This is a genomic window from Micromonospora sp. NBC_00362 (assembly GCF_026342155.1).
In the GTDB taxonomy this organism is placed as follows: domain Bacteria; phylum Actinomycetota; class Actinomycetes; order Mycobacteriales; family Micromonosporaceae; genus Micromonospora; species Micromonospora hortensis.
In genome coordinates, this window is the sequence record NZ_JAPENH010000001.1 from 5,813,818 (window position 1) to 5,839,059 (window position 25,242).

At 70.9% G+C, this 25,242-nt stretch carries 31 protein-coding genes and 1 pseudogene; 18 read left to right on the plus strand and 14 right to left on the minus strand.

Annotation, left to right across the window (positions count from 1 at the left end):
- Nucleotides 1-41 precede the first annotated feature (41 nt).
- The 5 genes and pseudogenes from OG992_RS26775 to OG992_RS26795 form a co-directional block, all read right to left on the minus strand.
- A complete protein-coding gene (locus tag OG992_RS26775) occupies nt 42-536 on the minus strand; it encodes a TspO/MBR family protein (RefSeq protein WP_266304577.1) in 495 nt (164 codons plus the stop codon).
- Between the two features lie 172 nt (nt 537-708).
- Nucleotides 709-852, minus strand: coding sequence for a GPGG-motif small membrane protein (locus tag OG992_RS26780; protein ID WP_007464364.1), 144 nt, complete (start codon nt 850-852; stop codon nt 709-711).
- Complete coding sequence (locus OG992_RS26785) at nt 843-1,619, minus strand: metallophosphoesterase (protein ID WP_091405690.1); 777 nt, start codon at nt 1,617-1,619, stop codon at nt 843-845. Before OG992_RS26785 ends, OG992_RS26780 begins: the two co-directional genes overlap by 10 nt.
- Nucleotides 1,620-1,629: 10 nt before the next feature.
- Complete coding sequence (locus OG992_RS26790) at nt 1,630-1,905, minus strand: hypothetical protein (RefSeq protein WP_112676011.1); 276 nt, start codon at nt 1,903-1,905, stop codon at nt 1,630-1,632.
- Nucleotides 1,902-2,489 (minus strand): annotated as a pseudogene (locus OG992_RS26795) (nucleotidyltransferase); the annotation flags it as partial. The pseudogene OG992_RS26795 and the gene OG992_RS26790, both read right to left, overlap by 4 nt.
- Nucleotides 2,490-2,668: 179 nt before the next feature.
- On the opposite strand from OG992_RS26795, the gene OG992_RS26800 reads away from it, so the two are divergent.
- Nucleotides 2,669-3,337 carry a thymidylate kinase gene (locus OG992_RS26800; RefSeq protein WP_238684504.1) on the plus strand — a complete coding sequence of 223 codons (669 nt, stop codon included), beginning with the start codon at nt 2,669-2,671 and terminating at the stop codon, nt 3,335-3,337.
- Here OG992_RS26800 and OG992_RS26805 read toward each other — a convergent pair.
- The gene (locus tag OG992_RS26805) at nt 3,322-4,014 is read right to left on the minus strand and encodes an SDR family NAD(P)-dependent oxidoreductase (protein ID WP_238684505.1); all 693 of its coding nucleotides are present in this window, start codon (nt 4,012-4,014) and stop codon (nt 3,322-3,324) included. The two genes, OG992_RS26800 and OG992_RS26805, sit on opposite strands and share 16 nt — an antisense overlap.
- Before the next feature lie 160 nt (nt 4,015-4,174).
- On the opposite strand from OG992_RS26805, the gene OG992_RS26810 reads away from it, so the two are divergent.
- The 4 genes from OG992_RS26810 to OG992_RS26825 all read left to right on the plus strand — a co-directional run bounded on the left by OG992_RS26810 (nt 4,175) and on the right by OG992_RS26825 (nt 8,487).
- Complete coding sequence (locus OG992_RS26810) at nt 4,175-5,191, plus strand: NAD-dependent epimerase/dehydratase family protein (RefSeq protein WP_266304578.1); 1,017 nt, start codon at nt 4,175-4,177, stop codon at nt 5,189-5,191.
- Between the two features lie 76 nt (nt 5,192-5,267).
- Nucleotides 5,268-6,182 (plus strand): MurR/RpiR family transcriptional regulator, encoded by a 915-nt coding sequence (locus tag OG992_RS26815; RefSeq protein ID WP_238684507.1) that lies wholly within the window; start codon nt 5,268-5,270, stop codon nt 6,180-6,182.
- Complete coding sequence (murQ, locus tag OG992_RS26820) at nt 6,179-7,120, plus strand: N-acetylmuramic acid 6-phosphate etherase (protein WP_210784546.1); 942 nt, start codon at nt 6,179-6,181, stop codon at nt 7,118-7,120. The genes OG992_RS26815 and murQ overlap by 4 nt, the downstream gene beginning before the upstream one ends.
- Before the next feature lie 377 nt (nt 7,121-7,497).
- A complete protein-coding gene (locus OG992_RS26825) occupies nt 7,498-8,487 on the plus strand; it encodes an RNA polymerase sigma factor RpoD/SigA (RefSeq protein ID WP_091405669.1) in 990 nt (329 codons plus the stop codon).
- Nucleotides 8,488-8,558: 71 nt separating this feature from the next.
- Here OG992_RS26825 and OG992_RS26830 read toward each other — a convergent pair whose 3' ends face one another.
- Nucleotides 8,559-9,536 carry a C40 family peptidase gene (locus OG992_RS26830; RefSeq protein WP_238684508.1) on the minus strand — a complete coding sequence of 326 codons (978 nt, stop codon included), beginning with the start codon at nt 9,534-9,536 and terminating at the stop codon, nt 8,559-8,561.
- Nucleotides 9,537-10,035: 499 nt separating this feature from the next.
- On the opposite strand from OG992_RS26830, the gene OG992_RS26835 reads away from it, so the two are divergent.
- Complete coding sequence (locus OG992_RS26835; RefSeq protein WP_238684509.1) at nt 10,036-10,557, plus strand: DUF6232 family protein; 522 nt, start codon at nt 10,036-10,038, stop codon at nt 10,555-10,557.
- A 52-nt stretch (nt 10,558-10,609) separates the two neighbouring features.
- Here the strand turns inward: OG992_RS26835 and OG992_RS26840 are convergent, their stop codons facing one another.
- Both OG992_RS26840 and OG992_RS26845 read right to left on the minus strand, forming a co-directional pair.
- Complete coding sequence (locus tag OG992_RS26840; RefSeq protein ID WP_238684510.1) at nt 10,610-10,939, minus strand: DUF3817 domain-containing protein; 330 nt, start codon at nt 10,937-10,939, stop codon at nt 10,610-10,612.
- 25 nt (nt 10,940-10,964) lie between these two features.
- A complete protein-coding gene (locus OG992_RS26845; RefSeq protein WP_238684511.1) occupies nt 10,965-11,387 on the minus strand; it encodes a hypothetical protein in 423 nt (140 codons plus the stop codon).
- A gap of 134 nt (nt 11,388-11,521) precedes the next feature.
- Between OG992_RS26845 and OG992_RS26850 the strand changes: the two genes are divergently transcribed.
- The 3 genes from OG992_RS26850 to OG992_RS26860 are packed head-to-tail and all read left to right on the plus strand — an operon-like array spanning nt 11,522 to nt 12,794.
- Nucleotides 11,522-11,860 carry a DUF6158 family protein gene (locus OG992_RS26850; RefSeq protein WP_238684512.1) on the plus strand — a complete coding sequence of 113 codons (339 nt, stop codon included), beginning with the start codon at nt 11,522-11,524 and terminating at the stop codon, nt 11,858-11,860.
- Complete coding sequence (locus tag OG992_RS26855) at nt 11,860-12,198, plus strand: SRPBCC family protein (RefSeq protein WP_238678168.1); 339 nt, start codon at nt 11,860-11,862, stop codon at nt 12,196-12,198. Before OG992_RS26850 ends, OG992_RS26855 begins: the two co-directional genes overlap by 1 nt.
- A 53-nt stretch (nt 12,199-12,251) precedes the next feature.
- Nucleotides 12,252-12,794, plus strand: coding sequence for a DUF1360 domain-containing protein (locus OG992_RS26860; protein ID WP_124858679.1), 543 nt, complete (start codon nt 12,252-12,254; stop codon nt 12,792-12,794).
- A gap of 55 nt (nt 12,795-12,849) precedes the next feature.
- Here the strand turns inward: OG992_RS26860 and OG992_RS26865 are convergent, their stop codons facing one another.
- The 3 genes from OG992_RS26865 to OG992_RS26875 all read right to left on the minus strand — a co-directional run bounded on the left by OG992_RS26865 (nt 12,850) and on the right by OG992_RS26875 (nt 14,884).
- The gene (locus OG992_RS26865; protein ID WP_091405645.1) at nt 12,850-13,044 is read right to left on the minus strand and encodes a hypothetical protein; all 195 of its coding nucleotides are present in this window, start codon (nt 13,042-13,044) and stop codon (nt 12,850-12,852) included.
- Nucleotides 13,045-13,093: 49 nt separating this feature from the next.
- Nucleotides 13,094-13,318 carry a hypothetical protein gene (locus OG992_RS26870; protein ID WP_091405642.1) on the minus strand — a complete coding sequence of 75 codons (225 nt, stop codon included), beginning with the start codon at nt 13,316-13,318 and terminating at the stop codon, nt 13,094-13,096.
- Between the two features lie 471 nt (nt 13,319-13,789).
- Nucleotides 13,790-14,884 carry a 3-deoxy-7-phosphoheptulonate synthase gene (locus OG992_RS26875; protein WP_238685500.1) on the minus strand — a complete coding sequence of 365 codons (1,095 nt, stop codon included), beginning with the start codon at nt 14,882-14,884 and terminating at the stop codon, nt 13,790-13,792.
- A gap of 273 nt (nt 14,885-15,157) precedes the next feature.
- Here OG992_RS26875 and OG992_RS26880 point away from each other — a divergent pair, with 273 nt between their 5' ends.
- Nucleotides 15,158-15,376: a hypothetical protein gene (locus OG992_RS26880; protein ID WP_238685499.1), complete on the plus strand. Its 219-nt coding sequence runs from the start codon at nt 15,158-15,160 to the stop codon at nt 15,374-15,376.
- Here OG992_RS26880 and OG992_RS26885 read toward each other — a convergent pair.
- Nucleotides 15,343-16,092 (minus strand): phosphodiesterase, encoded by a 750-nt coding sequence (locus OG992_RS26885; protein ID WP_266304579.1) that lies wholly within the window; start codon nt 16,090-16,092, stop codon nt 15,343-15,345. The two genes, OG992_RS26880 and OG992_RS26885, sit on opposite strands and share 34 nt — an antisense overlap.
- A gap of 103 nt (nt 16,093-16,195) precedes the next feature.
- Between OG992_RS26885 and OG992_RS26890 the strand changes: the two genes are divergently transcribed.
- From OG992_RS26890 to OG992_RS26905, 4 genes are all read left to right on the plus strand, one after another.
- Nucleotides 16,196-17,485, plus strand: a complete 1,290-nt coding sequence (locus OG992_RS26890; protein WP_266304580.1) for a pitrilysin family protein — start codon at nt 16,196-16,198, stop codon at nt 17,483-17,485.
- Nucleotides 17,482-18,819, plus strand: a complete 1,338-nt coding sequence (locus tag OG992_RS26895; protein WP_238685496.1) for a pitrilysin family protein — start codon at nt 17,482-17,484, stop codon at nt 18,817-18,819. The genes OG992_RS26890 and OG992_RS26895 overlap by 4 nt, the downstream gene beginning before the upstream one ends.
- A 163-nt stretch (nt 18,820-18,982) precedes the next feature.
- Nucleotides 18,983-20,008, plus strand: a complete 1,026-nt coding sequence (locus OG992_RS26900; RefSeq protein ID WP_196919411.1) for an aspartate-semialdehyde dehydrogenase — start codon at nt 18,983-18,985, stop codon at nt 20,006-20,008.
- Nucleotides 20,009-20,166: 158 nt separating this feature from the next.
- On the plus strand, nt 20,167-20,607 hold the full coding sequence (locus tag OG992_RS26905) for a PPOX class F420-dependent oxidoreductase (protein ID WP_266305281.1): 441 nt from the start codon (nt 20,167-20,169) through the stop codon (nt 20,605-20,607).
- A gap of 29 nt (nt 20,608-20,636) precedes the next feature.
- Here the strand turns inward: OG992_RS26905 and OG992_RS26910 are convergent, their stop codons facing one another.
- Nucleotides 20,637-21,218: a nucleotidyltransferase family protein gene (locus OG992_RS26910; RefSeq protein WP_266304581.1), complete on the minus strand. Its 582-nt coding sequence runs from the start codon at nt 21,216-21,218 to the stop codon at nt 20,637-20,639.
- A gap of 113 nt (nt 21,219-21,331) precedes the next feature.
- Between OG992_RS26910 and OG992_RS26915 the strand changes: the two genes are divergently transcribed.
- From OG992_RS26915 to OG992_RS26930, 4 genes are all read left to right on the plus strand, one after another.
- On the plus strand, nt 21,332-22,015 hold the full coding sequence (locus OG992_RS26915) for a TMEM175 family protein (RefSeq protein ID WP_238685494.1): 684 nt from the start codon (nt 21,332-21,334) through the stop codon (nt 22,013-22,015).
- Nucleotides 22,016-22,089: 74 nt separating this feature from the next.
- Nucleotides 22,090-22,506: a CBS domain-containing protein gene (locus OG992_RS26920; protein ID WP_091405600.1), complete on the plus strand. Its 417-nt coding sequence runs from the start codon at nt 22,090-22,092 to the stop codon at nt 22,504-22,506.
- A 293-nt stretch (nt 22,507-22,799) separates the two neighbouring features.
- Nucleotides 22,800-23,171, plus strand: a complete 372-nt coding sequence (locus OG992_RS26925; RefSeq protein ID WP_238685493.1) for an SCP2 sterol-binding domain-containing protein — start codon at nt 22,800-22,802, stop codon at nt 23,169-23,171.
- Entirely contained in the window at nt 23,171-25,231 is a 2,061-nt protein-coding gene (locus tag OG992_RS26930) for a glycogen debranching N-terminal domain-containing protein (protein ID WP_238685492.1), read from the plus strand. Before OG992_RS26925 ends, OG992_RS26930 begins: the two co-directional genes overlap by 1 nt.
- The last annotated feature ends 11 nt before the right edge of the window (nt 25,232-25,242 follow it).

The following is a 25,242-nucleotide window of genomic DNA, read 5'->3' on the forward strand; positions in this document are numbered from 1 at the left end:
GCCACGGTCCCCGGCGGCCACCGCCGCCGGGGACCGGTCGGTCAGTTGTTCAGCTGCCAGATCGACAGGTTCAGCGCGGCGGCGAAGGTGACCCAGGCCCAGTACGGCAGCATCAGCGCCGCCGCCACCCGGGACACCCGGGCGAACAGCACCACTGTGAGCCCGATCGCCAGCCACATCAGCACGATCTCGGCGAACGCCAGCCCGTACTGCCCCGCGCCGAAGAACAGCGGGGTCCAGATCGCGTTGAGCACCAGTTGGGCGGTCCACGCCCAGAGGGCGGGGGAGAAGCCGACCCGCCGCCACACCAGCCAGCCGGCCACCGCGATCAGCGCGTAGAGCAGCGACCAGACCGGGCCGAAGAGCCACGAGGGCGGGGCCCAGCCGGGCTGCCGCAGGTTCGCGTACTCCTCGGTGGTGCCCTGCACGCCCAGCCCGCCGATCGCGGCCGCCACGAAGACCGCCGCCGCGAAACCGGCGAGGGCCCACCACGCTCGCCGCCCGGAGGTGGCCGGTGCCTCCTGAGATGTCTCCATGGTCGAGATATTTCCTCTCGCTGTCGGCTCAAACCGCCGAGCGGGAGGGCGGTTCACGGGGCCGGCCACGCACGAAAAAGCGCCGGGATCGCCACGGCCGGTGCTTCTGTCGGGAGGACGAAGCTCCGGTCGCGGCGACCCCGGCGGGTCCCGGTGTTGAGGCGTACGAGCGCTAATTGAAAATGCTGACACCACCCGGGCCGACCAACAGCCCGACGACGATGAGGACGATGCCCCACAGGATCTGCCGGCGGAACAGCGCGAGGATGCCGGCGACCACGAGTACGACTGCGAGAATCCAGAGAATCAGCTCCATGACCTCTGACTACCCGACTGGCCGATCGGGGAAACCTGGTCGGTGTCGAGTTGATCGCCAACGTGAAAGACGCTGTACGCCTGCTTGATCACCGGGTGCGCGACGTTGCGGACGCGTACCCCGCCGGGGGTCGTGCCGCGCTCGGTCCCGGCGTGCGCGTGCCCATGCACGGCGAGCGCCGTGGGCGCCGAGTCGATCGCCTGCCCCAACTGGTACGACCCCAGGAACGGGTAGATCTCCAACGGCTCGCCGGCCAGCGTGTCCGGCACCGGCGAGTAGTGGGTGAGCGCGACCAGCATGTCGCAGTCCAGCGAGCGCAGCGCCGCACCGAGACGGTCCGCGCTGTCGGTGGTGGTCCGCACGAAGGCCTTCATCTCCGGCTCGCCGAAGTCACTGGCGCACCGACCGGCGAACCCGCCGCCGAAGCCCTTGACGCCGGCGATGCCGAGTCGGCCACCCGCGCAGTCCAGCACGACGCCGTTGCCCTCCAGCACTGTGATGCCCGCGTCCTCCAGCACCTTGACCACCTGTGGCACCTGGTCACACTGGTGGTCGTGGTTGCCCAGCACTGTCACCACGGGTACGGCCAACCCACCGAACTCCTCGGCCACGCAGCGCGCCTCGGCCTCGGTGCCGTGCCGGGTCAGGTCCCCGGCCAGCAGCAGCACGTCGGCGCACTCCGGCAACTCCTCCAGCGCCGGTCGGAACCGGCCGACCACGTCCTCGTCCAGATGCACGTCGCCCACAGCGGCAATCCGGATCACCATGGAACCTCCCTCAGGGCAGTTGCTCGATCTCCGTGGGCGCTTGGGCGCGGATCACCCCGATGTCGCTGGTGACCGGCACGTCCGGAAAGCGCTCGGACACCCGACGCAGGATCTCCTCCCGCCGGTGCGGACTCTCCACCTCGCCGTAGAGCACGAGGGCGCGTTCCCGTCGAACCACTGTGATCCCCTGTTCAGCGACGGCCGGGTCCTCGACGAGCAGCCGTTGGATCTCCGCCTCGACGTACTCGTCCGGTGGCCCGGCGTCGATGTCGCGATGATGGGTCACGATGTCCCCTCTCCTGGCTGGGTGCCGGCGGCCGGCACCACCTCCAGCCGGTCCAGCAGCACCAGGAACGCCTCGGCGTACGGCGAGTGCTGCGTCTCCTTGCGTACCCGTTCCCAGTCGATCTGCTCCCGCAGCGAGCGGGCCAGTGGCAGACCGCGGGCGAAGTCGCAGTAGTGCTGGGAGAAGCTGAGCAGTTTGTGCACCATCAGCTGGGTCGCGGACAGCACCGGCATGCGAATCGCGTCCACCGGTCGGATGACAGTGTCGGCGAACGTCTCCTCGGTGACCGGCGTCTCGATCGGCCGATGGATCAGGTCCACCATCCGGCCGTCGTCGAACACCTTCACCAGCCAGTCCTCCGGGGGATGCTCGGCGACGAAGCCGGCCGCCACCAGGGCCTCCAGTGCCTCGTCCACGTCGGCCTCCCGGATCAGGAAGTCGACGTCGTGATCGCTGGAGTGGCCCCCGTGGGCGTAGACCGCGAAGCTGCCGCCCAGGGCGAACGGAATCTCGGACTGCTTGAGCACGGCGGCGACCTTCTTGAGGGTGTGCACCAGACTCTCGTCTCCGCGCTCAGCCATCTGGTTCCTCCGTCGTCGTGTTGGTGGACCGGCGGTTGGATTTCAAACTCCGGTACCCGGCATTCAGGTCGTCCACACCTGCTGGTGTCTCGGTCGGGCGTCAACAGGGATGAAGCACCACAAACCTCGCGGACCAAGTGCGTGGGTCGGATAACCTGTGGAGAGTGGCCAGATCATCGGGGATGCGACGACGCAAGGCCCGATTGCGCACCGTCGCCCTGATCGGGATCGACGGTTCGGGCAAGACCACGCAGGCACACCGGCTGGCCGACGCGCTGACCGCCGCCGGACGCCCCGCCACCTACCGCCGCAACGCCAGTGGCCGCCGCTGGCTCGGTCGGCTCGCCCAACGCCTCGGCCGGCCGGACGCGCAGCGGCTCGTCGGTCGCGACGGCGTGCTGGCCGTGGAGTCGGTGCTGCGCTGGCTGGCCATCGCCATCGCACTGATCAGCTGTCTGCTCACCGGCCGGACGGCGGTGATGGATCGCTACTCGGCGTGCCAGTACGCGAGCATCCGGGCGCACGGCGGGCAGCGCTGGGAGCGGCTCGCCCGGGCCGGCTACCGGTTGTTCCCGACGCCGCAGGTGACCTTCCTGCTCGCCGTCGACCCGGCGGAGGCGTACCGGCGCATCGAGGAACGCGGCACCGACCACGAGACGATGGGGTGGCTGACCGCCGCCGACACCGCCTACCGGGCACTGCCCGAGTACCCCAGCTTCGTGCTGGTGGACGCGGGCCGCCCGGCCGAGGAGGTGACCGAGCAGATCCAGGCGCACCTGGAGACCTGGCTACCGCCGTCCGCCTCGAGCGGAGAGGACGTCGGTCCGGTGGTGGCTCAGGCCCGCCCGTAGACCGGCACCGTGGCACCACTGGTCGGGGCGGAATCGGCCGACGCGAGGAACCGGATCACCGGCGCGATCTCGGCCGGGGTCACCCAGCGGGAATGGTCGGCGTCGGGCTGGGCCGCCCGGTTCGCCGGGGTGTCGATGACGCTGGGCAACACGGTGTTGCAGCGCACGTTCTGCGACCGGTACTCCACGGCGACCGCGTTGGCGAAGGCCAGCACCGCCGCCTTGGCCGTCGAGTAGCCGGCCGCGCCGCGGAACGGGGTGACCGCCGCGCGGGCCGAGACGCAGACCACCGCGCCGCCGCCGGACGACACCAGGTGCGGGAGCGCTGCCTGGGTGACCAGGTAGGTCGGCCGCAGGTTGACGGTGAGCATCCGCTCGAACTCCTCGACCGGGGTCTCGTGCACCAATCCGCCGCTGGCGTACCCCCCGACGAGGTTGACCACCGCGCGCAGCGGTGCCGCCGGTTCGCCGGCCGCGGCCTCGACCGCCCGCGCCGCGCCCGCCGGCTCGCCCAGGTCCGCGAGCACGCGGACCAGTCCGGCCGTCGCCGGCTCCGACCCGGGCCGGGCTTTCCGATCCGGTACGACCACCCGCCAGCCCGCCTCGACGAACGCGGTGACGACCGCCCCGCCAAGCCCCCCGAACCCCCCGGTCACCAGAACGCTGCCCTGTCCCATGAACCCCACGCTAGTGCCCCCACGCCTCCTTCGGGCCCCTCCGTCGATCATGAAGTTGTTGCCGTGACACGCCGATCCGAGTGGTGACAACTTCATGATCGCGGTCTGCCGTGGGCAGATTGGTGGGGTCGTTCGAGCCTTGAGGGCGCAGGATCGGCGGATGCGGATCCTCATTCTCGGTGGCACCAAGTTCCTCGGCCGGGCGACGGCCCGGCTCGCCCTTGAGCAGGGTCACGAGGTGACCTGCGCGGCCCGGGGTGTGTCCGGCGCCGTGCCGGACGGGGTGCGCTTCGTGGTGGCCGACCGCGATGATCCCGACTCGCTCGTCCCGCTCGCCGCCGACGGCTTCGACGCAGTGGTCGACGTGACCCGCCAGATCAGCCACGCCCGGCACGCGCTCAGCGCGCTCGCCGACCACGTCGGCCACTGGTCGTTCGTGTCGACGATCTCGGTGTACGCGGACCACGCCACCCCGGGTCAGACCGCTGCCGACGCGCCGATCCTGGTACCGGCCCCGCCGGACGTGGACGGTCCGGTCGGCCCGGACCACCGCTGGTACGGCGAGTGCAAGGTGAGCATCGAGGAACTGGTCCGGGAGCGGGTCGGCGTGGACCGTTCGTTCATCTGTCGGGCGGGGCTGATCGTCGGCGCGGAGGATCCGAGCGACCGTTTCCCGTACTGGGTGCGGCGGCTGTCGGCCGGTGGCGAGGTGCTGGCCCCCGGGCAGCCGACTGACCGGGTGCAGTTCGTGGACGTCGCCGATCTGGCACGTTGGCTGTTGCACGCCGCCGGCACCCGCCTCGGCGGCACGTACGACGGCACCGGTCCGGCGATGTCCCGGGCCGATCTGTTGGCCGGGGTGGCCGCCGGGCTTGGCGTCGCCGATCCGGAGTTCACCTGGGTCGACCAGGAGTTCCTGCTGTCCCAGGACGTCCGCGAGTGGTCGGGGGAGCGGGCGCTGCCGCTCTGGGTGCGGCTGCCGGAGACCGCCGGCCTGATGGACCGGGACGTCCGGCCGGCTCTTGAGGCGGGTCTGACGGTCCGTCCGCTGGCCGACACCGTTCGGGCGACAGCGTCCTGGATGGCCGCACACCCGGCGGCCGTCCGGCAGGGTGGACTCGACCCGGCGGATGAGGCGGCGATCCTGGGAAGGTGGCAGGCTGTGCGGGACCGGTGATCCCGGCGATCGAAGTTTCCCCCCACCTCGGACAGTCATAGTTGACGCTCACGCCTGCTGAAAGTAAGTTTCATCCGTGGCGAAGAGTCCGAAGATTTCTGCGAGTCACGAGCCCGGTGGGCTGATCGTCCACATCAGCGGGCTGTTGCCATCGCTGTCGCCCGCCGAGCAGCGGGTCGCCCGGCTGGTCGTGTCCGACCCGGCGGCCGCCGCCCGGCGGACAATCACCGACCTCGCCACCGCGGCCGAGACATCCGAGGCGACAGTCATCCGGTTCTGCCGTTCGGTCGGCATGGACGGTTACCCCCAGCTGCGCATCCGCCTCGCCGCCGAGGCCGCCCGCCGCATCGAGCCGCCAGACGCCCGAGTGGTGGGCGGTGACATCCCGCCCGGTGCCGACCTCGCCCAGATCATCGCCACCATCGCGTTCAACGACGCCCGCGCCGTCGAGGAGACCGCCGAGCAACTCGACCCCGCCATCTGCGAGCAGGTGGTCGAGGCGATCAGCGGTGCCGGCCGGATCGACATCTACGGCGCCGGCGCCAGCGGGTTCGTCGCCTCGGACTTCCAGCAGAAGCTGCACCGCATCGGCCGGATCGCCTTCTACTTCCCGGACGTGCACACCGCGCTGACGTCGGCCGCCCTCCTGGGCCGGGGCGACGTGGCGATCGGCATCTCGCACACCGGCACCACCTCCGACGTGATCGAGGTGCTGGAGCAGGCCCGCACCCGCGGTGCCGCGACAGTGGCGCTGACCAACTTCCCGCGCTCGCCGATCACCGACGTGGCGGACTTCGTGTTGACCACGGCGGCACGGGAGACCACCTACCGCTCCGGCGCGACGGCCAGCCGGCTGGCCCAGCTCACAGTGGTCGACTGCCTCTTCGTCGGGGTGGCCGCCCGCAACCGGGCCCGGGCCCGCAAGGCCCTGGAGGCGACCGCCGAGGCGGTCCAGTCGCACCGGGTGGGTGCCAACCGGAGGCGGGCATGACGGCCGGTGCGGAGATGCCCGCACGGCCCGCTCGCCCCACGGTCCGGGTGGGTGCCCCCACCGAACGGCGTAACCCGCTCAGCGTCGACCTCGACCTGATGTCGACCCGGGACGTGCTCACCGTGATCAACGAGGCGGACCGGCGGGTGCCCGCGGCGGTCGCCGCGGTGCTCGACGAGATCGCCACCACCGTCGACCTGGCGGTCGCGGCGCTACGCGGTGGTCACCGGGTGCACTACTTCGGGGCCGGCACCTCCGGCCGACTGGGCGTGCTCGACGCGGCCGAACTGGCCCCCACCTTCAACTCGCCCCGACACTGGTTCTGCGCGCACCTCGCCGGGGGCCCGGACGCGATGTGGCGGGCCGTCGAGGACGCCGAGGACGACGACCGGGGCGGCGCGGTCGAAGCGGCCAGTTGTGTACGGGCCGGGGACCTGGTGGTTGGTCTGGCGGCAAGCGGACGCACCCCGTACGTCCTCGGGGCGCTTGCCGCGGCCCGCGCCAAGGGCGCCTCGACGGTGCTGCTCTGCGCCAATCCGGAGGCGGAGGCCGCCCGGTCGGTCGACGTGTTCATCGGGGTGGACACCGGACCCGAGGTGGTCACCGGGTCGACCCGGATGAAGGCGGGCACAGCGCAGAAACTGGTCCTCAACACGTTCTCGACCGCCGTCATGGTGCGCCTGGGGCGGGTCTACTCGAACCTCATGATCGATATGGTGGCCACCAACGCGAAACTCCGGGGACGAATGATCTCGATCCTGGTCGAGGCCACCGGTTGCTCGGAGGAGCTCTCCCGGCAGGCCCTCACCGAGGCCGACGGGGACCTGAAGACGGCGCTCGTCGCCCTCGTCTCGGGCGCCGAGATCGACGCCGCCCGTGCCGCGCTGGCCCGCTCGGCCGACCAGGTGCGCGGCGCCCTCGCCCTGCTCGCCTCCTAGCGCCACCCGCATCGGGAAGCGAACCGGCCTTCGGATTGTTCATCTGGCCGGGGGGTAATAACACCCCCGTGAATGAACCGACCGGTGCGCCGGTGCGTATCTGGCAGTGACCAGGATCGCATCGCGGTGGTGACCCGGGTCGCTGTGCCCCCACGGCGGGCGGTGTTGCCATGGTGCGGTAACCCGTACGTGGTGCCCAGTGGCGAGCCACCCGATGGGGTGCTGACAGCAAACATGGACCGTGCTCTCAGCTACTACTCAGGCATTCGTGACACTTTCGACTCACGACGAGGAATCCCCGACACGTCTCATCTGTTGTGTAGGTGTCAGCACCGATGGGCACAGCAGAAGTTACCAGGGGCCGACAGGTGTGGGGAATGGCAAGGAACCGGGCAACCGGCGCGAGCGAGGGGACCGTGGGCAACGTGGACAAGAACATCGGCATGCGAACCGACGAGGTTGCCGAGGAGCGCGACCTGGTCGGCGTCTACCTGCACGAGATCTCCCGGACGCCACTGCTGGACGCCGCCAAGGAGGTCGATCTCTCCAAGGCGATCGAGGCCGGCCTCTACGCCGAGCACCTGCTCGGTGAGGAAGCCGTTCCCGCCGGTGTCGACCGGGCCGACCTGGAGTGGCTGGTCGTCGAGGGCGAGCGGGCGAAGGACCTCTTCATCCGTGCCAACCTCCGACTGGTCGTGTCGATCGCCCGGCGCTACGTGCGCTCGGGGATGCCCATGCTGGACCTGATCCAGGAGGGCAACACCGGCCTCGTCCGGGCGGTCGAGAAGTTCGACTACGAGCGCGGCTACAAGTTCTCCACCTACGCCACCTGGTGGATCCGGCAGGCGATCAGCCGGGCGATCGCCCAGCAGGAGCGCACCGTCCGTCTGCCGGTGCACCTGGTGGAGGACGTCAACCGGATGCGCAACGTGGCCCGGCAGCTGACCCGTGAGTTGGGCAGCGACCCGGAGCCGGAGCAGATCGCCAACGCCCTCGGCGTCACCGTCGAGCGGGTGAACGAGCTGCGCCGCTGGTCGCAGGACACCGTTTCGCTGGACACCCCGGTGGGCGACGACGGCGACACGAACCTCGGTGACCTGGTCGCCGACAGTGACGCGCCGTCGCCGGAGGACATCGTCCTCAGCGGCCTGGAGCGGCAGCGCATCGAAGGGCTGCTCAACCACCTCGACGACCGGTCCGCCGGCATCATGCGGGCCCGCTACGGGCTGGAGGACGGCCGGGAGCACTCGCTCACCGAGGTAGCGTCCCGCTTCTCGCTGTCCCGCGAGCGGATCCGACAGCTGGAGATCCAGGCCCTCGGCCGGCTCCGCGAGCTGGCCCGGGCGGAGGGGCTGCAAGCAGCCTGACCTGGTAGTAATGACGGCGAACGGCCGGCGTCCGATAGGGGGACGCCGGCCGTTCGCCGTTTCCGAGGTGGTTAGCGCACCCGGCCGTAACCCTGGATGGACATCATGTTCATGCCACGCTTGAGCACGTTGCGACCGGCGCTGGGCGCGTCGATCACCTGACCGTCGCCCACGTAGAGGGCGACGTGCCCGAGCCCGCTGTAGAAGACCAGGTCGCCGGGGCGCAGTTCGCCCCGCCCGATGTGGGCGACAGCGCTCCACTGCATCCGGGTGTTGTGCGGCAGGGACTTCCCGGCCGCCCGCCAGGCAGCCGAGGTCAGGCCGGAACAGTCGTAACCGTTCGGCCCGTCGGCCGCCCAGACGTACGGCTTGCCGATCGCGCCGAACGCGTAACGCACCGCCGTTCCGGCAGCACCGGACACGGCGGGCACGTTCTTGGCCTCGCTCGTCGCCGCCCTGGGCTCGGGTCGCTCGGTGGCGGCCCCGTACGCCTGCCGGCGTAGCTCGTACAGCTTGGCCAGGTCCTGCTCGATCTGCTTCTTACCCGCGGCGAGCTGACGAGCCTGTGCGGCCTGCCGGGTCAGCGTCGCGCCCAGGCGTGCCTTCTCGTCGAGCAGCCGCTGCTGGTCGGCAGTGAAGCCGGAGATCCGCTCCTGCCGCTGACGGGTCAACTGCTCGATCGTGCCGAGCCGGTCCAGCAGTGCGGCCGAGCCGCCGGGACGGAGCAATGCGTCCGCGGTGCGCAGACCGCCGCTCTTGTACGCGGTGGAGGCGAGTTCCGCCACGTCGGCTCGGCTCTGCTCGACCTGCTGTTCGAGCGGGCCGATGCGGGTCTGTAATCGGGCCACGGCGGCCTCGTTTGTCTTGATCTCCTCACGCAACTTGTTGTAGGACTCGACGACCCGCTCCAACTCGGCCGAGGACGTCTCGATCCGGCGGGTCAGGTCGGCGGGGGACGGCTCGGCCTGGGCCACCGCCGTCGGGGCGATCAGCGCGGCCGACATGCCGACCAGCGCCACGGTGCGCAGCAGATTTCTCAGGGATGACAAGAGCGGAAGGCCCCTCTCCCACGGCCGTCGGGGCTGCTGACGCCCTCGACGACACCGGCCGGGGCCATCCGGGCGGACGGCACTGGGCCGGACCGGCTCGCCCAACCTAACCCGGGACGGATGTCGCTCGCAGTTGAAGCAGGGGCGAAAGTTGGGAGAGTTGCGGGTCGGGCGCCTGCGCTGGGTGGCGCCATCGTGGCTGATGACACCTGCGAGCGGGGGAACATCGCCCTTTTGGCGGCCTACTGGCGGATATGCGACTTTCGTCGTTCCGGGCGTATGCCGCCGGATTCCTAGCCGCCATAACCGATAAAAGCTGAAATGGATGCGGTTTCTCGGCGATGTCACCCGGTGGTGGCGAGCTGTCGGGACCCGGTAAATGCCCAGGTCGACTGGCGGCGCCGCAACACAATGAAGTCCGGAGCCGGGAATCCCGTCAACAGGCAGCGATGAATCGCCGACGGGGCCACTCGGCCAACCGTCCCCTTCGGGAGGAACCGTGAATCGTGAAGGCGCAAAGACGCGACCCCCGCGAACGGTGCCGGGCGCTCGGTCGACCCTGCTGTACGCGCGGCCCGGCATCATCGTGACCGTCGACAGGTTCACCGTCGGTCGGAACAGTTACCGGATCGCCGACCTGACCCATCTGCGTACCACCCGGGGTCCGCACGACCGGATCGCCGTCCGGGCCGTTGTCATCACCGCCAGCATGCTCGGCGGTGTGGGGGTGCTCCTCGGCTTCACCGGCGGTCTGCACCGCCTCACCGCCGGGGCGTACCTGATCCTCGGCGCGGTGTTCCTGCTCCCGGCCGCTCTCGCCCTGGTCGGCGATCGCTGGCGCCCACCACCGCACGAACTGTGGGGGTGGTACCAGGGCTCGGAGGTGCTGCTGTTCAGCGCCGACGACGAACGGCAGTTCGGCCAGGTCACCCGGTCGCTGCTGCGGGCCCGGGAGGTCAACCGCTACGGCAGTTGGGTCGACCCGCTCGCCGGAGCGGACCCGTGGCGGCCCAACCGATGACCCGACGGCGGTGGGCCGGAGCCGCATTGGGCCCACCGGCCGTCCAGCAAGCTCAGCGGGCGATCGGCTCCGGAGTCCGTGCCTGCTGCGGAGCGGCCACCCAGGCGCTGACCCGGCGCTCGGCGTAGAACGAGACGAACGGCACCGTGCCGGCCAGCATCACCAGCAGCATCCGCTTCAGCGGCCAGTCGGCTCGGCGGCTCAGGTCGAACGCGGCCACCAGGTAGATCATGTAGAGGAAGCCGTGCGCCGGCCCGATGGTCTCCACGACGACCGGGTTGTCGAACGCGTACTTCAGCGGCATGCCGATCACGACCAGCAGGATCAGCACCACGCCCACGATCCAGGCGATCACGCGGTACCGGGTAAGGGCAGCGCCCACCTTCGTCCGTCCTTCCGAGCCCGGCTCAGCCGGGATAGTCACCGGGCCGGGCGCCCGGATTGGCGTTCAACCATGACAGGTAGTGGTTGTAGGCGGCCAGATCGGTGTCCTCGACGACATCGCCGGTGGCCGGTACCCGGGACACGCGCACCGGGCGGCGTACCGCCGGTCGGGACCCGGTGGTGACCGTCGGCGCCGGCTCGACGGCCGGATCCGCGGGCGGCGCGTCGGCCTCCGCCGCCTTGCGGCGGGCCAGCTTCACCTCACGCCACCAGACGTAGACCACGAAGCCGGCGAAGATCGGCCACTCGACCGCGTACCCCCAGCTCAGGCTGTTGCCGGCGGTGGCCCGGCTGATCTGCCACCAGCCCAGCCCGAGAAAGCCCACGACCAGCACGACCATGGCCACGTGGCGTGCGATCCACGCCGGGGTCCAGAGCCGCCTCATGACATTGAGGGTACCGGGGGCGCTACCGGTCTCCGACACCGTGTCGTAGTCGTCGCCTCGCCGGCTTGGTTTGGCATCACCGCGCCTGGGCAATCGTCTAGACGCCAGCCCAAACGAGATCAAGGGGGGCGATCATGACCGGATCGGTACGTGGGGACGGCTTTGCGTCCAGCGGCAGTGCGGATATGAGCCCGGAGCAGCGGGTGCCCGAGTGGGGCGGCGATCAGCTCGGCGACCCGGCCGGCGCTCCCGGCCTCGACGGCGACCTGCTCGGCATCGACCCGACGGAGCTGACCGACGAGGACCTGATCCGCGAGATGCACAGCCTGCACCGCACCCGTCTGGACACGCTGCGGCACGCGGCGGACTCCGCACTCGCGAACCACCTGCGGCGCACGGCGGAGCTGGAGACCGAGTACCTGGCCCGCCACCCGGGTCGCGAGGTCGATCCCAGCCGCCTGCGGGACGCGTGATGCCGGCGCGCGCCGTGCGCGGCATGTCCGCGCCACCCGAGGTGGTCTTCAGCACGGCCACCGACCCCGACCGTGCCTCGGCCTGGCTGCCGGAGCCGCTGCGCGGAGACGGCAGCCCCGCCGCGGAGATCAGTGGTGAGGAGCTGCGCGCCCGCTGGGGCGACGGCGACGCCGACGACTGGTCCGCCGAAATCCGGGTGGAGCCGGCGGATTCCGGTGGTGCCCGGATCCAACTCGACCTCGCCGACGGGTCCGGCGGGCCCGGTCCGGACCAGTTGGCCGACGAGGCGCTCACCAACCTGGCACGCGAGGTCGCCGACAACCTCCAGGCCGGCTGAGCCGGCCGCGCGGGACGTCGTTCCCGCACCACCACGACAGTTGAGGAGATCGGGTGAGCGACACTGGCCTGCGACAGAAGGCGGCCCGGCTGCGCCGGGCGTACGCGCCGCACGAGCACCGGCCGCTCGGCGGCTACCTGGTGGCGATGGGCGCCTACGCCGGGGTGACCGGGGCTCTCGCCGGTCTGGTCAAGGCGACCGGCCGTCCGGTGCCGGAGCGTCCCGCGCCGTCCGACGTGGTGCTGCTCTCCATCGCCACGCACAAACTGAGCCGGTTGCTGTCGAAGGACGCGGTGACCAGCCCGTTGCGGGCGCCGTTCACCCGCTATGACCGTCCGATCGGCAGCGGCGAGGTGATGGAGCAGGTGCGCGACTCGGGCAGCCCCACCCGGCACGCCATCGGCGAGCTGCTGAGCTGCCCGTTCTGCCTGGCGGTCTGGGTGGCCACCGGGCTGACCGGTGGCCTGGTGCTCGCGCCCCGGCTCACCCGCCTGGTGGCCACCGCGCTGACGGCGGTCGCCGCGTCCGACTTCCTCCAGATGGCGTACGCGACGGCTCAACAGGCCGCCGAGGGTGGGCACCAGGACGACGACTGACCAGCGGGACGGGAAAGGGGGCCGGCAGACACCGGCCCCCCTTTTCGCGTACGCCTCAACGTTGCATGCCGGACCAACCGTGCGGCGACTCCGGCTCCCGTTCGTCCTCGTCCGCCCCGGTGATGATGTCCCGATCCACCGCCGTGCGGTCGTGCTCGTTGGCGAAGTCCGGCTCGGGCGTGGTGTCCCTGCCCTTCGGTGGCTGACCCAGCGCCGGCACCTTCTCGTCGTGGTCCTCGTGGTGCGTCATGTCGATGTCCCTCCTGCGGTCATTCACGCGATGGTGCCGCCCAGGTCGCTCAGCCGATGGAACCGCCCAGCAGGTCGCTGGCCTCGTCCACCGCGTACTCGCCCTCGGGAAGCGCGTCGATGCGGGCGAGCAGGTCCGGTGGAAGCTCGGCGGCCACCGCCCGGCGATAGATCTCCGCCTGGGTGACCCGCTCCTGCGCCCGGAAGATGTCGTCGAGCAGGTCGTCGAGGGCCTGGGTGTCCGGCTCGCCGGCCACAGATGCGTCGTCGGTCACGTCGATCAGCTACCCGGGGCGGAATCGGTCAAACGTCACCCCGGTGGCGGCCTGCGCTCTCGGCCGACAGCCCCTCGAATCCTCCTTTGCTCTGCACCCGCCCAGGCGACAGTCACGCTCGGTAGGTGGTGCGCGGGCGGGTGCAGAGCAAAGGGCGGGCGCAGAGCAAAGGGAGGCAACGACGTAGCGGGGGCGAAGGAGGGCGAGGGTGATGTTGCTCGGCCCTCTCGGCCAGGCCGGTCCGTCCGCTGGTGTTCGCCGAATACAGACAGCGCCGCCCCCGGCCTTGTGGGCCGGGGGCGGCGCTGGTGTCGGTGTGCAGGTCGCCTCTCGGCGAGTGGCACTACGCGGCTCCAGCCGGACGGTATTCCGCGAAGGCTATTTAGGTGAGGCCCGGGGACACTGGACACACCGACACCCCAGTCAACGAGCCGACCCCCGCTCGTGTTCCGCGGGCAGCGGTGTCGGCTGTCACACCGTCGTCGGCAGGGTGGCCCGGCGGGCCCGCACGGCCGAGGCGAGGTGGTCGAGCACCTCGGCGGTGTCGTCCCAGCCCAGGCAGGCGTCGGTGACCGACCGGCCGTACTCCAGCTCCCGGGTCGGGTCGAGTTCCTGCCGGCCGGGCAGCAGGAAGGACTCCAGCATCACGCCGGTGATACCCCGCTGGCCGGCGGCCATCTGGGCGGCCACGTCCGCGGCGACCAGCGGCTGGTTGCGGTGGTCCTTGCCGCTGTTGGCGTGACTGGCGTCGATCACCAGCCGCTCCGGCAGGTCGGCGGCGCGGAGCAGGTCGAGTGCCCCGGCGACTGACCCGGCGTCGTAGTTGGGCCGGCCGCCCCCACCGCGCAACACCAGGTGCCCGTCGGTGTTGCCCCGGGTGTGCAGGATCGCCGGGGTGCCGGAGAAGTCGATGCCGGGGAAGACGTGCGGCACCCCGGCGGCGCGGATCGCGTCCACGGCCGTGCCGATGCTGCCGTCCGGGCGGTTCTTCATGCCGATCGGCATGGACAGGCCGGAGGCGAGCTGGCGGTGCACCTGGCTCTCCACGGTGCGGGCACCGATCGCGCCCCAGGCCACCGTGTCCGCGATGTACTGCGGGGTGATCGGGTCGAGGAACTCGCAACCCACCGGCAGGCCGAGGCGGAGCACGTCGAGCAGCAGCGCACGGGCCAGCCGCAGACCGGTGTTGACGTCCCCACTGCCGTCCAGGCCGGGATCGTTGATCAGGCCCTTCCAACCGACAGTCGAGCGCGGCTTCTCGAAGTAGACCCGCATGACGATCAGCAGGTCGTCGGCGAGCCGGTCGGCAGCCGTCCGAAGGCGCTGCGCGTAGTCCAGGGCGGCGGCCGGGTCATGCACCGAGCAGGGGCCGACCACCACCAGCAGGCGGTCGTCCTCGCGGTCCAGCACGCGGCCGACCGCGCGGCGGCCGGTCAACACGGCCGACGCGAGCGGGGCGTCCAGGGGTAACTCGTGGTGCAGCAGGGCGGGCGTGGTCAGCGGCACGACACGGTCGATTCGCTGATCGCTGACCCGATCAGTCTCCGGGGTCGTCACGGTGGGCATCCTTCCGCCGACCGTGCCCGGGGCCGGTGCCCGGGACGAGCCGGCTGCTCGTACGCAAAAGGGCAGGAACGACAGCTCCTGCCCGGCCGGCTCGGTCTGTGGTGACGTCAGTTCATAGTGAAGTCACCGGCGTGCGAGCCGGCTGCCTAAACCATCGATAGGAACGCGTCACCGGGCCAGCGTACCCGACCAAACGGGGTCTCCCGTCCTGTCGTCCCAAGATGCGGGGCGAAGATCGCGTGCCGGGGGCGCGGTCGGGGTAACAGGGGTGCCATGACACACGAGCAGAGCGATCAGGACCGGGTGGAGTCCCGCGCGCACCACCTCCTGCCCGAGGAGAGGGCGGTGGGCAGCGACGACCCGGAGGCGCAGGCGGAGGCCATCCTCGCCGACTCGGACATCCGCGAGGCGGACCAGAACGCCGCCCCGGACACGGTGCTGGAGCGTCGTACCTCGGATCAGACAGTGGTGGCGGTCGAACCGCCGGACTGAGCTGTCGCCCCACGGGCCCGGCGCGACCCCCGGTAGGTCTGGTCTCGCAGCCAGGCCAGCGGACCTGCCACCCGCAGTTCGGGTGGCAGGTTGCGCACCGGGTCGAACGCGAGCGCCGCGTCCTCCTCGGCGCTGAGCTGGGCACCGAGACTGACCTGCCCGACCAGCCGCCACGGCCCCACCGCCGACGCGACCGCGAGCACCAGACGCGGGGTGTCCGTCCGGGTCACGGCGGCCGCCGTGGCCAGGCTGCGACCGAGGTCGGCCGAGTCGGGGTCGGCCAGCGCGGCCAGCCAGAGGCGGCGCCGACCCGCGCGGTAGCACGTGATCGTGCTGTACGTGCCCGTGAAGCGGCGTCGGGGCAGCGGCAGGTTCCGCAGCACCGGGGCCGCGCCGCTGGAGCTGACCAGCAGGTCGAACGGCCGGCCGTCGCCGCGGTGCAGGCGCAGCGCGAGGCCAAGAACGTCCGGCCAACTGCCGGGCGTGGGCGTCCCCTTGGAGAGCCGGATGCTGGTCCGGTACCGGCCGGGGTGGTCCAGCAGAGCGACACCGGTTGGCGGTCCGGGCGTACCCCAGATCACCGTCTCGCCGACGAACGAGCGACCGGCCGGATGCAGCAACCGGCCACGGCGCAGCCGGCCGAGTGCCGTGCTGGCGCGTTCGACGGCGGTGGCGGCCCGGCCGGCGGCCCGGGACGGAGGCGGGGTGACGGTCATTGCTTCCCGGTACCCCGCGCGGCGGCTCCGATGCCGCCCAGGTCGGCTCGCCGACCGACGGCACGTCACCTTTCCGCCTCCGAGATCGGATAGCGTCGGGGGCATGCCCGACAGCGGTTACCCCTGGCCCATTCAGACGTCCCGACTGGACAACGGCCTGCGCGTGGTGGTGAGTGAGGATCGCACCGCGCCCGCCGTGGCCATCAACCTCTGGTACGACGTCGGCTCCCGGCACGAGCCGGCTGGGCAGACCGGTTTCGCCCACCTCTTCGAGCACCTGATGTTCGAGGGTTCGGTGAACGTGGCGAAGACCGAGCACATGAAGCTGATCCAGGGCTCCGGCGGCTCGCTCAACGCCACCACCAACCCGGACCGGACCAACTATTTCGAGACGGTTCCGGCCGAGCACCTGGAGCTGGCGCTCTGGTTGGAGGCCGACCGGATGGGCGGCCTGGTCCCCGCCCTCACCCAGGAGACGCTGGACAACCAGCGGGACGTGGTGAAGAACGAACGCCGGCAGCGCTACGAGAACGTGCCATACGGCGACGCCTGGCTGCGGTTGCTTCCGCTGCTCTACCCGCCGGGGCACCCCTACCACCACGCGACGATCGGTTCGATGGCCGACCTGAACGCCGCCGACCTGGCCACCTTCCAGGCGTTCCACCAGACCTACTACGCGCCGAACAACGCGGTGCTGACCGTGGTCGGCGACGCCACCGCCTCCGACGTGTTCGCGCTCGCCGACAAGTACTTCGGCGCGCTGCCCGCCCGCGACGACATCCCGCCGGCACCGGACGGCCGCAACGTCCCCGCCACCGGGCAGACGGCCGTCGAGTCGGTGAGCGCCGATGTGCCGGCGCCACGGGTCTACATCGCCCACCGCAGCTACCCGTTCGGCAGCCCGGGATACAACGTGATCACCGTGCTCGCCACCATCCTGGGCAGCGGCCGGGGCAGCCGGCTCTACCAGCGCCTCGCCGACGGCGAGCGGATCGCGCAACCGGACCTGGTCGGGGCGTACGGGGTGGACCTCGCACACGCCCCGGCACCGCTGATCGCCACCGCCACCGCCCGCCCCGGGGTGAGCGCCGAGCGGCTGGCCGAAGGGCTGGCCGAGGTCGTCGACGAGCTGGCCACAGTGCCGGTCACCGCCGCCGAGCTAGATCGGGCCAAGGCGTTGCTCAGCACCGGGTGGTGGCGTCAGCTGTCCACCGTCGACGGCCGCGCGGACCTGCTCGGCCGGTACACCACGCAGTTCGGTGACCCGGCCCGCATCGCCGAGCAGTTGCCGGCCCTGCTCGCGGTCACCGCCGAGCAGATCGCCGAGGCAGCCGCCGAGGTGCTCGCCACCGACCGGGTGACCCTGACCTACCTGCCCGAGGAGACCTCATGACGCTGATCGCCGACCGTCCCGGCCCGGGTGCCGCCCGCCCGTACCGGTTCCCGCCGGTGGTCCGCCGCGCCGTGGCCGGTGGTCAGGTCGTCGCCGCGCACCTGCCGGGGCAGAACCTCGCCGTGGCCCTGCTGCTGCTCGACGTGGGCGCGGGCCAGGAGCCGGTCGGCAAGGAGGGGCTGTCCGGTGTGCTGGCCAAGGCGCTGGAGGAGGGGACCGCGCAGCGGGACGCCGCCGCGTACGCGCTCGCCGTCGAGGGGCTCGGCACCGCGTTGTCGACCGGTCTGGACTGGGACTCGTTCCAGGCCAGCGTGGTGATCCCGGTGGACCGGCTGAGCGCGGCCGTGGAACTGCTCGCCGAGGCGGTCCGGACGCCCAGGCTCGACCCCGCCGACGTACGTCGGGTCCGCGACGACGAGGCGACCGCGCTCCGGATGGACTGGGCCAACCCCGGGCCGCGCGCCGATGCCGCGCTGCGGGCCGACCTGTTCGGCGCGCAGAACCGCTGGGGGCGGCCGATGCACGGCGACCCGGAGTCGGTCGCCGGGTTGGACGTGGAGGACGTGACCGTCTTCCACTCGGAGTGGTTCCTGCGCCCCGGCACCCTGATCGTCGCCGGTGACCTGGACCGGATCGACCTGGACGCGCTGGCCGCCGCGGCGTTCGCCGGCACCGGTGGTGGCCCCACCGAACGGGGCGGTCCCATCGAGGTGCCGCTGCACGGCGGTCGGCGGATCATCCTGGTGGACCGACCCGGATCGGTGCAGTCCACGCTGCGGCTGGGCCACCCGTCGCCACACCGGGCGCACCCCGACCACGTGCCGATGACGCTCGCCGGCACTGTGCTCGGCGGGGCGTTCACCTCCCGACTCAACCACCTGCTGCGGGAGGTGCACGGCTACACCTACGGCATCCGGGGCGACTTCGCCGCGTCGCGGCGGTTCGGTCGGTTCGCTGTCAGTTCCGGCGTGCAGACGGCGGTCACCGCGCCGGCCCTGGTCGAGGCGGTGGGCGAGATCACCCGTACCCAGGCCACCGGGGTGACCGAGGAGGAGTTGGAGGTGGCCCGCTCCTGGCGGGCCGGGCAGCTCTCGGTCGAGTTGCAGAGCCCCCGGGCGATCGCCTCCGCGCTGACCACCCTGGTGGTGCACGACCTGCCGGACGACTACCACGCGCGGTTGCGCGAGTCGCTGCTCTCCGCCGACGTGGACCAGGTCTCGGCGGCGGCAGCCACCCACCTGCACCCGGAAGCTCTGACCCTGGTCATCGAGGGCGACGCCGCGGTGATCCGCGACGACCTGCAAGCCACCGCCCTGGGAGATCTCCTCCCCTGACCCGCACCGGACGAACGCCGTTGATCAAGAGGTTTGCGTCATCCGGAGCACGGTTTCTGACGCGAATCTCTTGATCGACAGATGTAGGGCGGGCTGTGAGGTGGGACCCGGGGGGTGGGAAAGGGGTCCCGGTTTCGGGGGTGGGGTCGGTAGCCTCGCGGGCATGAGGATCGGCATTGTGGGGGCCACCGGCCAGGTCGGTGGCGTGATGCGGCAGGTGCTGGCGGAGCGGGAGTTCCCAGCGGAGCAGGTGCGGTTGTTCGCCTCGGCGCGGTCCGCCGGGCGTACGCTGCCGTGGCGCGACGGCGAGGTGACAGTCGAGGACGCCGCGACCGCCGACTATTCCGAGCTGGACATCGTGCTCTTCTCGGCCGGTAAGGGCACCGCTCGCGAGTTGGCGCCCCGGGTCGCCGAGGCCGGCGCCGTGGTGATCGACAACTCGTCGGCGTTCCGGATGGACCCGCAGGTGCCGCTGGTGGTCGCCGAGGTCAACCCGCACGCCGCCCTGGACCGACCCAAGGGCATCATCGCCAACCCGAACTGCACCACGATGGCCGCGATGCCGGTGCTGCGTCCGTTGCACGCCGAGGCCGGCCTGGTCGGCCTGGTCGTCTCCACCTACCAGGCGGTCTCCGGCGCCGGGCTGGCCGGCGTCGCCGAGCTGGACGAGCAGGTCCGTAAGGTGGCCGAGCACGCCGCCGGGCTGGCCTTCGACGGATCGGCCGTGGAGTTCCCCGCGCCCCGTTCGTTCACCCAGCCGATCGCCTTCAACGTCCTCCCGCTGGCCGGTTCGATCGTCGACGACGGCTCGTTCGAGACCGACGAGGAGCAGAAGCTCCGCAACGAGAGCCGCAAGATCCTGGAGATTCCCGACCTGTTGGTCTCCGGCACCTGCGTCCGGGTGCCGGTCTTCACCGGGCACTCGCTCCAGATCAACGCACGGTTCGCTCGGCCGCTCACCCCGCAGCGCGCCCACGAACTGCTGGCCGACGCGCCCGGGGTGGCACTGACCGACGTCCCGACGCCGTTGCAGGCCGCCGGCCAGGACCCGACCTACGTGGGCCGGATCCGCGCCGACGAGACCGTCGAGTACGGGCTGGCGCTGTTCTGCTCCAACGACAACCTGCGCAAGGGCGCCGCGCTGAACGCTGTGCAACTCGCCGAACTGGTCGCCGCAGAGCGCCGCTGACCGACACGAATCGCCGAGAACACCGAGCCCTCGCCGTCCGTCGGCGAGGGCTCGGTGCCATTCCGGGTGGTCGCCCCGCCGTTGCGGGTGGTCGCCCGCGGCGGCCGGCAGGTCGTGCTTGGATGGGTCGGAGACGATCGTCCAACCTGGAGGACACCATGCCGGATGACCGCACCCAGCAGGCGTTGACCGATCTGGTGGCCGGCCGCTCGATGGGCGTGCTCGCCACCATCAAACGAGACGGGCGTCCGCAGCTGTCGACGGTGCTCTACTCCTTCGACCGGGACGCGGGCCTGATCCGGGTCTCGGTCACCGACGGCCGCGCCAAGACCGCCAACCTGCGCCGCGACCCGCGTGCCAGCTTCCACGTGAGCAGCGAGGACGGTTGGGCGTACGCGGTGGTCGAGGGTCGCGCCGAACTCAGCCCGCCGGCGACCGAACTCGGCGACGAGACTGTCGAGGAGTTGGTGGCGCTCTACCGAGGGCTCAGCGGCGAACACCCCGACTGGGACGAGTACCGCCAGGCAATGGTCGACGAGGGGCGGATAGTGCTACGCCTGCACGTCGAGCGGATCTACGGGATGCCGCCCCGAGGCTGACCCGCCCAACGGAGACCGCCCACAGCCGATCAGCCCGGCTCGATCACTGTCACGCCGGGCCAGCGCTGCGCCGGGCGGTGCCGGGCCAACCGCTGCCGCGACCGGTCCACATCCACCCGAGCCGGGTTGTGCCGCCACACCCCGACCAGCAGATCCGTCAGGCCGTACGGGGCGCAGACCGTGAGTCGGCCGTCCGGGTCCAGGCGGACGGCCACGGCTGTCGCGTACTCCGGCCAGGTGGCGACCGCCTCGGCCACGCTTCGGTACGGCTTGATCGGGTCGCCGCCGAACCTGGCCGCGTACCAGGTGTGCACCGCCGCCTGGTTGCGCGCCTGCCACGGCGGCTGCGGCCACATTCCCGCCAGTAGCGCGGTGGCCCGGTCGTCGTCGACGCGGGTCAGCCTCGCCGGGTCGAAGAAGACCACGTCCACGTCGCGGACCCGCGCCGGGTCGAACCCGTGGCCGTATCGCTCGCCCCAGACCAGGTCACGCAGGGCGCCCGCGCCGATCCAGGCGTCCGGCAGCCCGGAATCACGCACCACTGTCAGCGCCCGGGTCAGCCATTCGCTGCCGGCGACCAGGTCCCGCAGCTCCTCCTCGCCCGTCATCATCCGCCCACGGTAGGCAGCGGAGTCGACGTGCGCCGCCGTGGGCGGGTGTGCCGCCCGTCGACGGGTATACCGCGCTGATCTGCCGTTGCGGGACGTCGGGGAGGGGATGGGCGATGGGCGCGGGAACGAGCAGCGACGAGACCCGTCCCGGTGGGCCGCCCCTGCGGCGGGAAACCTCCCGGCTGTTGTCGTTCAGCGACGGGGTCTTCGCCATCATCATCACGCTGCTGGTGCTCGACCTCCAGCCTCCCCGGGTCGGCCGCGGTCAGATGTTGCACGCGCTGGTCGAGCAGTGGCCCGCGTACCTCGCCTATGTCACGTCGTACGTGTACGTGGCGGTGGGCTGGCTGAACCACCGAGCCGCCTTCAACCGGGTGATGAACAGCGGAAAGGCCCTCCAGTGGTACAACCTCGCAGTGCTGTTCAGCACCGCGCTGCTGCCGTTCGCCACCTCGGTCGTCTCGCAGGCCATGCGGGACGGCGACCAGGCCGACCAGCGGACCGGCGTGGTCGTCTACGGTCTGGTCGGCGTGCTGGTCTCGGTGAGCTGGTTGGGGCTGTACCACTACCTCGCCCGGCATCACGATCTGCTGGACCAGACGGTGCCGCTTCGGTTCTTCCCGGCCGAACGGGCCCGGGCCGCGGTCGGCCTCCTGGGGTACGCGCTGGCGATCCTGGTCGGATTCGTGACCAGCCCGCTGTTCGCGCTGGTGATCTTCCTGCTGCTGCCGGTGTTCTACAGCCTGACCAGCAGCGGCCTCTACGAACTTCGACGCCTGCGACACCCGCGCGGATAGGCCGGGGCCGTCGGCGTTACCCCCTCCCGGGCGGCGGGTAGACGGGCCGTGCCGAACACCGAGAGGGGAGCACCATGACAACGGTCGGAGAGTTCATGACGACCCGGTTGGTGACGATGGACGGCAACGACACGCTCATCGCCGCCGCGCAGGAGATGCGCGACAGCGCGATAGGTGATGTGGTGGTGACCGACGGCGACAGCGTCGTTGGCATCGTCACGGACCGGGACATCACGGTCCGAGGTGTCGCGGAGAACATGGACCCGGGCTCGACCCGGTTGAGTCAAATCACCACTCGCGACGTGATCACGGTGAGTCAGTACGACGATGCCGTGGCCGCCGCGGACCTGATGCGGACGTACGCCGTACGCCGACTTCCGGTGATCGACGACGGGCGCCTGATCGGCCTGGTGTCGATGGGTGACCTCGCTGTCGAGCGCGAACCGCAGTCGGTCCTGGCCGACATCAGCGCCGACGACCCGAACAACTGACCCGTCCGCCGCGGCGCGCGCCGGCTCTCCCGTCCGGGAGGGCCGGCGCTGTGGCGTCTCCACCCCTTCGGTGATCAAGAGGTTCGCGTCGCGACACGCCGGAAGCGATGACGCAAAGCTCTTGATCACCGGCGCAGGGCGGGGTGGGTGATCAAGGTCGGGTCACCCGAATTGGGCGAGGTTGGCCGGGGGAGTGGCGGGGACCCGTGCGGGGACGTGCAACGCCGGCCGTCCGTGCGACGCGAGCGCGGTGGGTGGGATCCCCGGCCCGGCAACTGGGAGGAGTGGACCCGATGGTGGACGCGACCACGAGGTTCTTCGAGGACCTGGACCGGCGGGGGTACGAACCCCTGCTGGCCAAGACCTCCGGGACGCTGCGGATCGACCTGCACGAGGGGGCGCAGACCCGGCACTGGCTGCTGAGGATCGACCACGGCCGGCTGAACGTCAGTCAGGAGGACCAGGAGGCCGACACGGTGATCGGCGCGAGCCCGGTCCTCTTCGACGACATCGCCTCGGGGCGCGAGCACGGCCTGGCGGCGCTGTTGCGGGGGGACATGACGGTGTCCGGTGACGCTCGTCTCGTCGTACAGGTGGAGCGGATCTTTCCGGGTTCCCCGGACGCCCGTGGGCCGCGTCGGCGATTCTCCGGGGAGGTGCACTGATGGGGCAGAGCAACACGATCCGGATCCTGGACGGCAACACGTTCGTCGTCTGCGAGGACACCGGTGACATCGAGGCGACGCCGAGCGAGCCCACCGGGCTGTTCTCCATCGACACCCGGTTCCTGTCGACGTGGGTGCTGACGGTCAACGGTGAGCGACTCAACTCGCTCTCCTACGACGACCTGCAGTACTTCGAGTCGCGATTCTTCCTGGTCCCGGGGATGGCCACGCACTACGTGGACGCGAAGCTGTCGATCATCCGGGAGCGCACAGTGGGCGGCAGCTTCTGTGAGCAGTTGACCATCCTCAACCACGACGAGAAGCCCGTCGACCTGGAAGTCCGGATGGACGCGGCGTCGGACTTCGCCGACCTGTTCCAGGTCAAGGACGAGATCCTGAACAAGAAGGGCGAGATCTACACCGAGGTGGAGTCGGACCGGCTGCGGCTCGGGTACCGGCGGGGAAACTTCCAGCGGGAGACGATCATCTCGTCGTCGATGTCGGCCCGCTACGACAGCAAGGGCTTCGCGTACACGGTGCACCTGGAGCCCAACGAGCAGTGGGATGCCTCGATCGACGTGCAGACCCACGCGGTCGGGCCCGGCGGCCGGGACCTGCGGTTCGGGCTGCGCAAACACGGCACCGAGCGGCTCGCCCTCCAGCACGACCTGGAGAAGTGGATCGCCGACGCACCGAAGGTCAACAGTGAGCACGGCCGGGTGGCCAGCACGTACCGGCGCAGTCTGATCGACCTGGCGGCGCTGCGTTTCTCGCCACTGTCGCTGGGCGGCGCCACCCTGCCCGCCGCCGGTCTGCCCTGGTTCATGACCATGTTCGGCCGGGACAGCATCCTCACCTGCCTACAGACGCTGCCGTTCACCCCGCAGTTGTCGAAGACGACGCTACGCATCCTGGCGTCGCTGCAGGGCAGCCGGTTCGACGACTTCCGGGACGAGGACCCGGGGCGCATCCTGCACGAGATGCGCTACGGCGAGACCGCGGCCTTCGAGGAGCAGCCCCACTCGCCGTACTACGGCTCGGTCGACGCGACGCCGCTGTTCATCGTGCTGCTCGACGAGTACGAGCGGTGGAGCGGGGACGTCGCGCTGGTCAAGGAGCTGGAGCAGGAGTCCCGGGCGGCGCTGAGGTGGATCGACAACTACGCCGACCTGGTCGGCACCGGCTACATCTGGTACGAGCGACGCAACACCGACACCGGCCTGGAGAACCAGTGCTGGAAGGACTCCTGGGACTCGATCTCCTACTCCGACGGCACGCTGCCGCCGTTCCCACGGGCCACCTGCGAGGTGCAGGGGTACGCGTACGACGCGAAGGTCCGCGCGGCCCGGTTGGCGCGCGAGTTCTGGGGTGACCCGGAGTTCGCCGACCAGTTGGAGCGGGAGGCGGCAGAGCTGAAGGAACGGTTCAACAGGGACTGGTGGGTGGACGACGGGGAGTACTTCGCCCTGGCCCTGGACCCGGACGGCCGGCAGTGCGACATCCTCAGCTCCAACATCGGCCACCTGCTGTGGAGCGGGATCGTCGAACCCGAGCGGGCGGAGAAGCTCGCCGCGCACCTGGTCGGGCCGCGGCTCTTCTCCGGCTGGGGGGTGCGCACCCTCGCCGAGGGGGAGGCCCGCTACAACCCCATCGGCTACCACAACGGCACGATCTGGCCGTTCGACAACTCGTTCATCGCCTGGGGTCTGCGCCGCTACGGCTTCGCCGAGGAGGCCGCGACCATCGCCAACGGCATCCTGGACGCGGCCACGTACTTCGACGGCCGGTTGCCGGAGGCGTTCGGCGGCTACCCGCGGGAGTTGACCAAGTTCCCGGTGGAGTACCCGACGGCGTGCAGCCCGCAGGCCTGGTCGACTGGTACGCCGCTGTTGCTGCTGCGCACCATGCTCGGTCTGGAGCCGCACGAGGGTCACCTGGCGGTCGAGCCGCGGCTGCCGGTGGGGATGGGTCGCATCGAGGTGCTGGACATCCCCGGTCGTTGGGGGCGGGTGGACGCGTTCGCCCGGGGTCGACTGGACCTGAACAAACTCTCCGACTGACCGGCTGGACC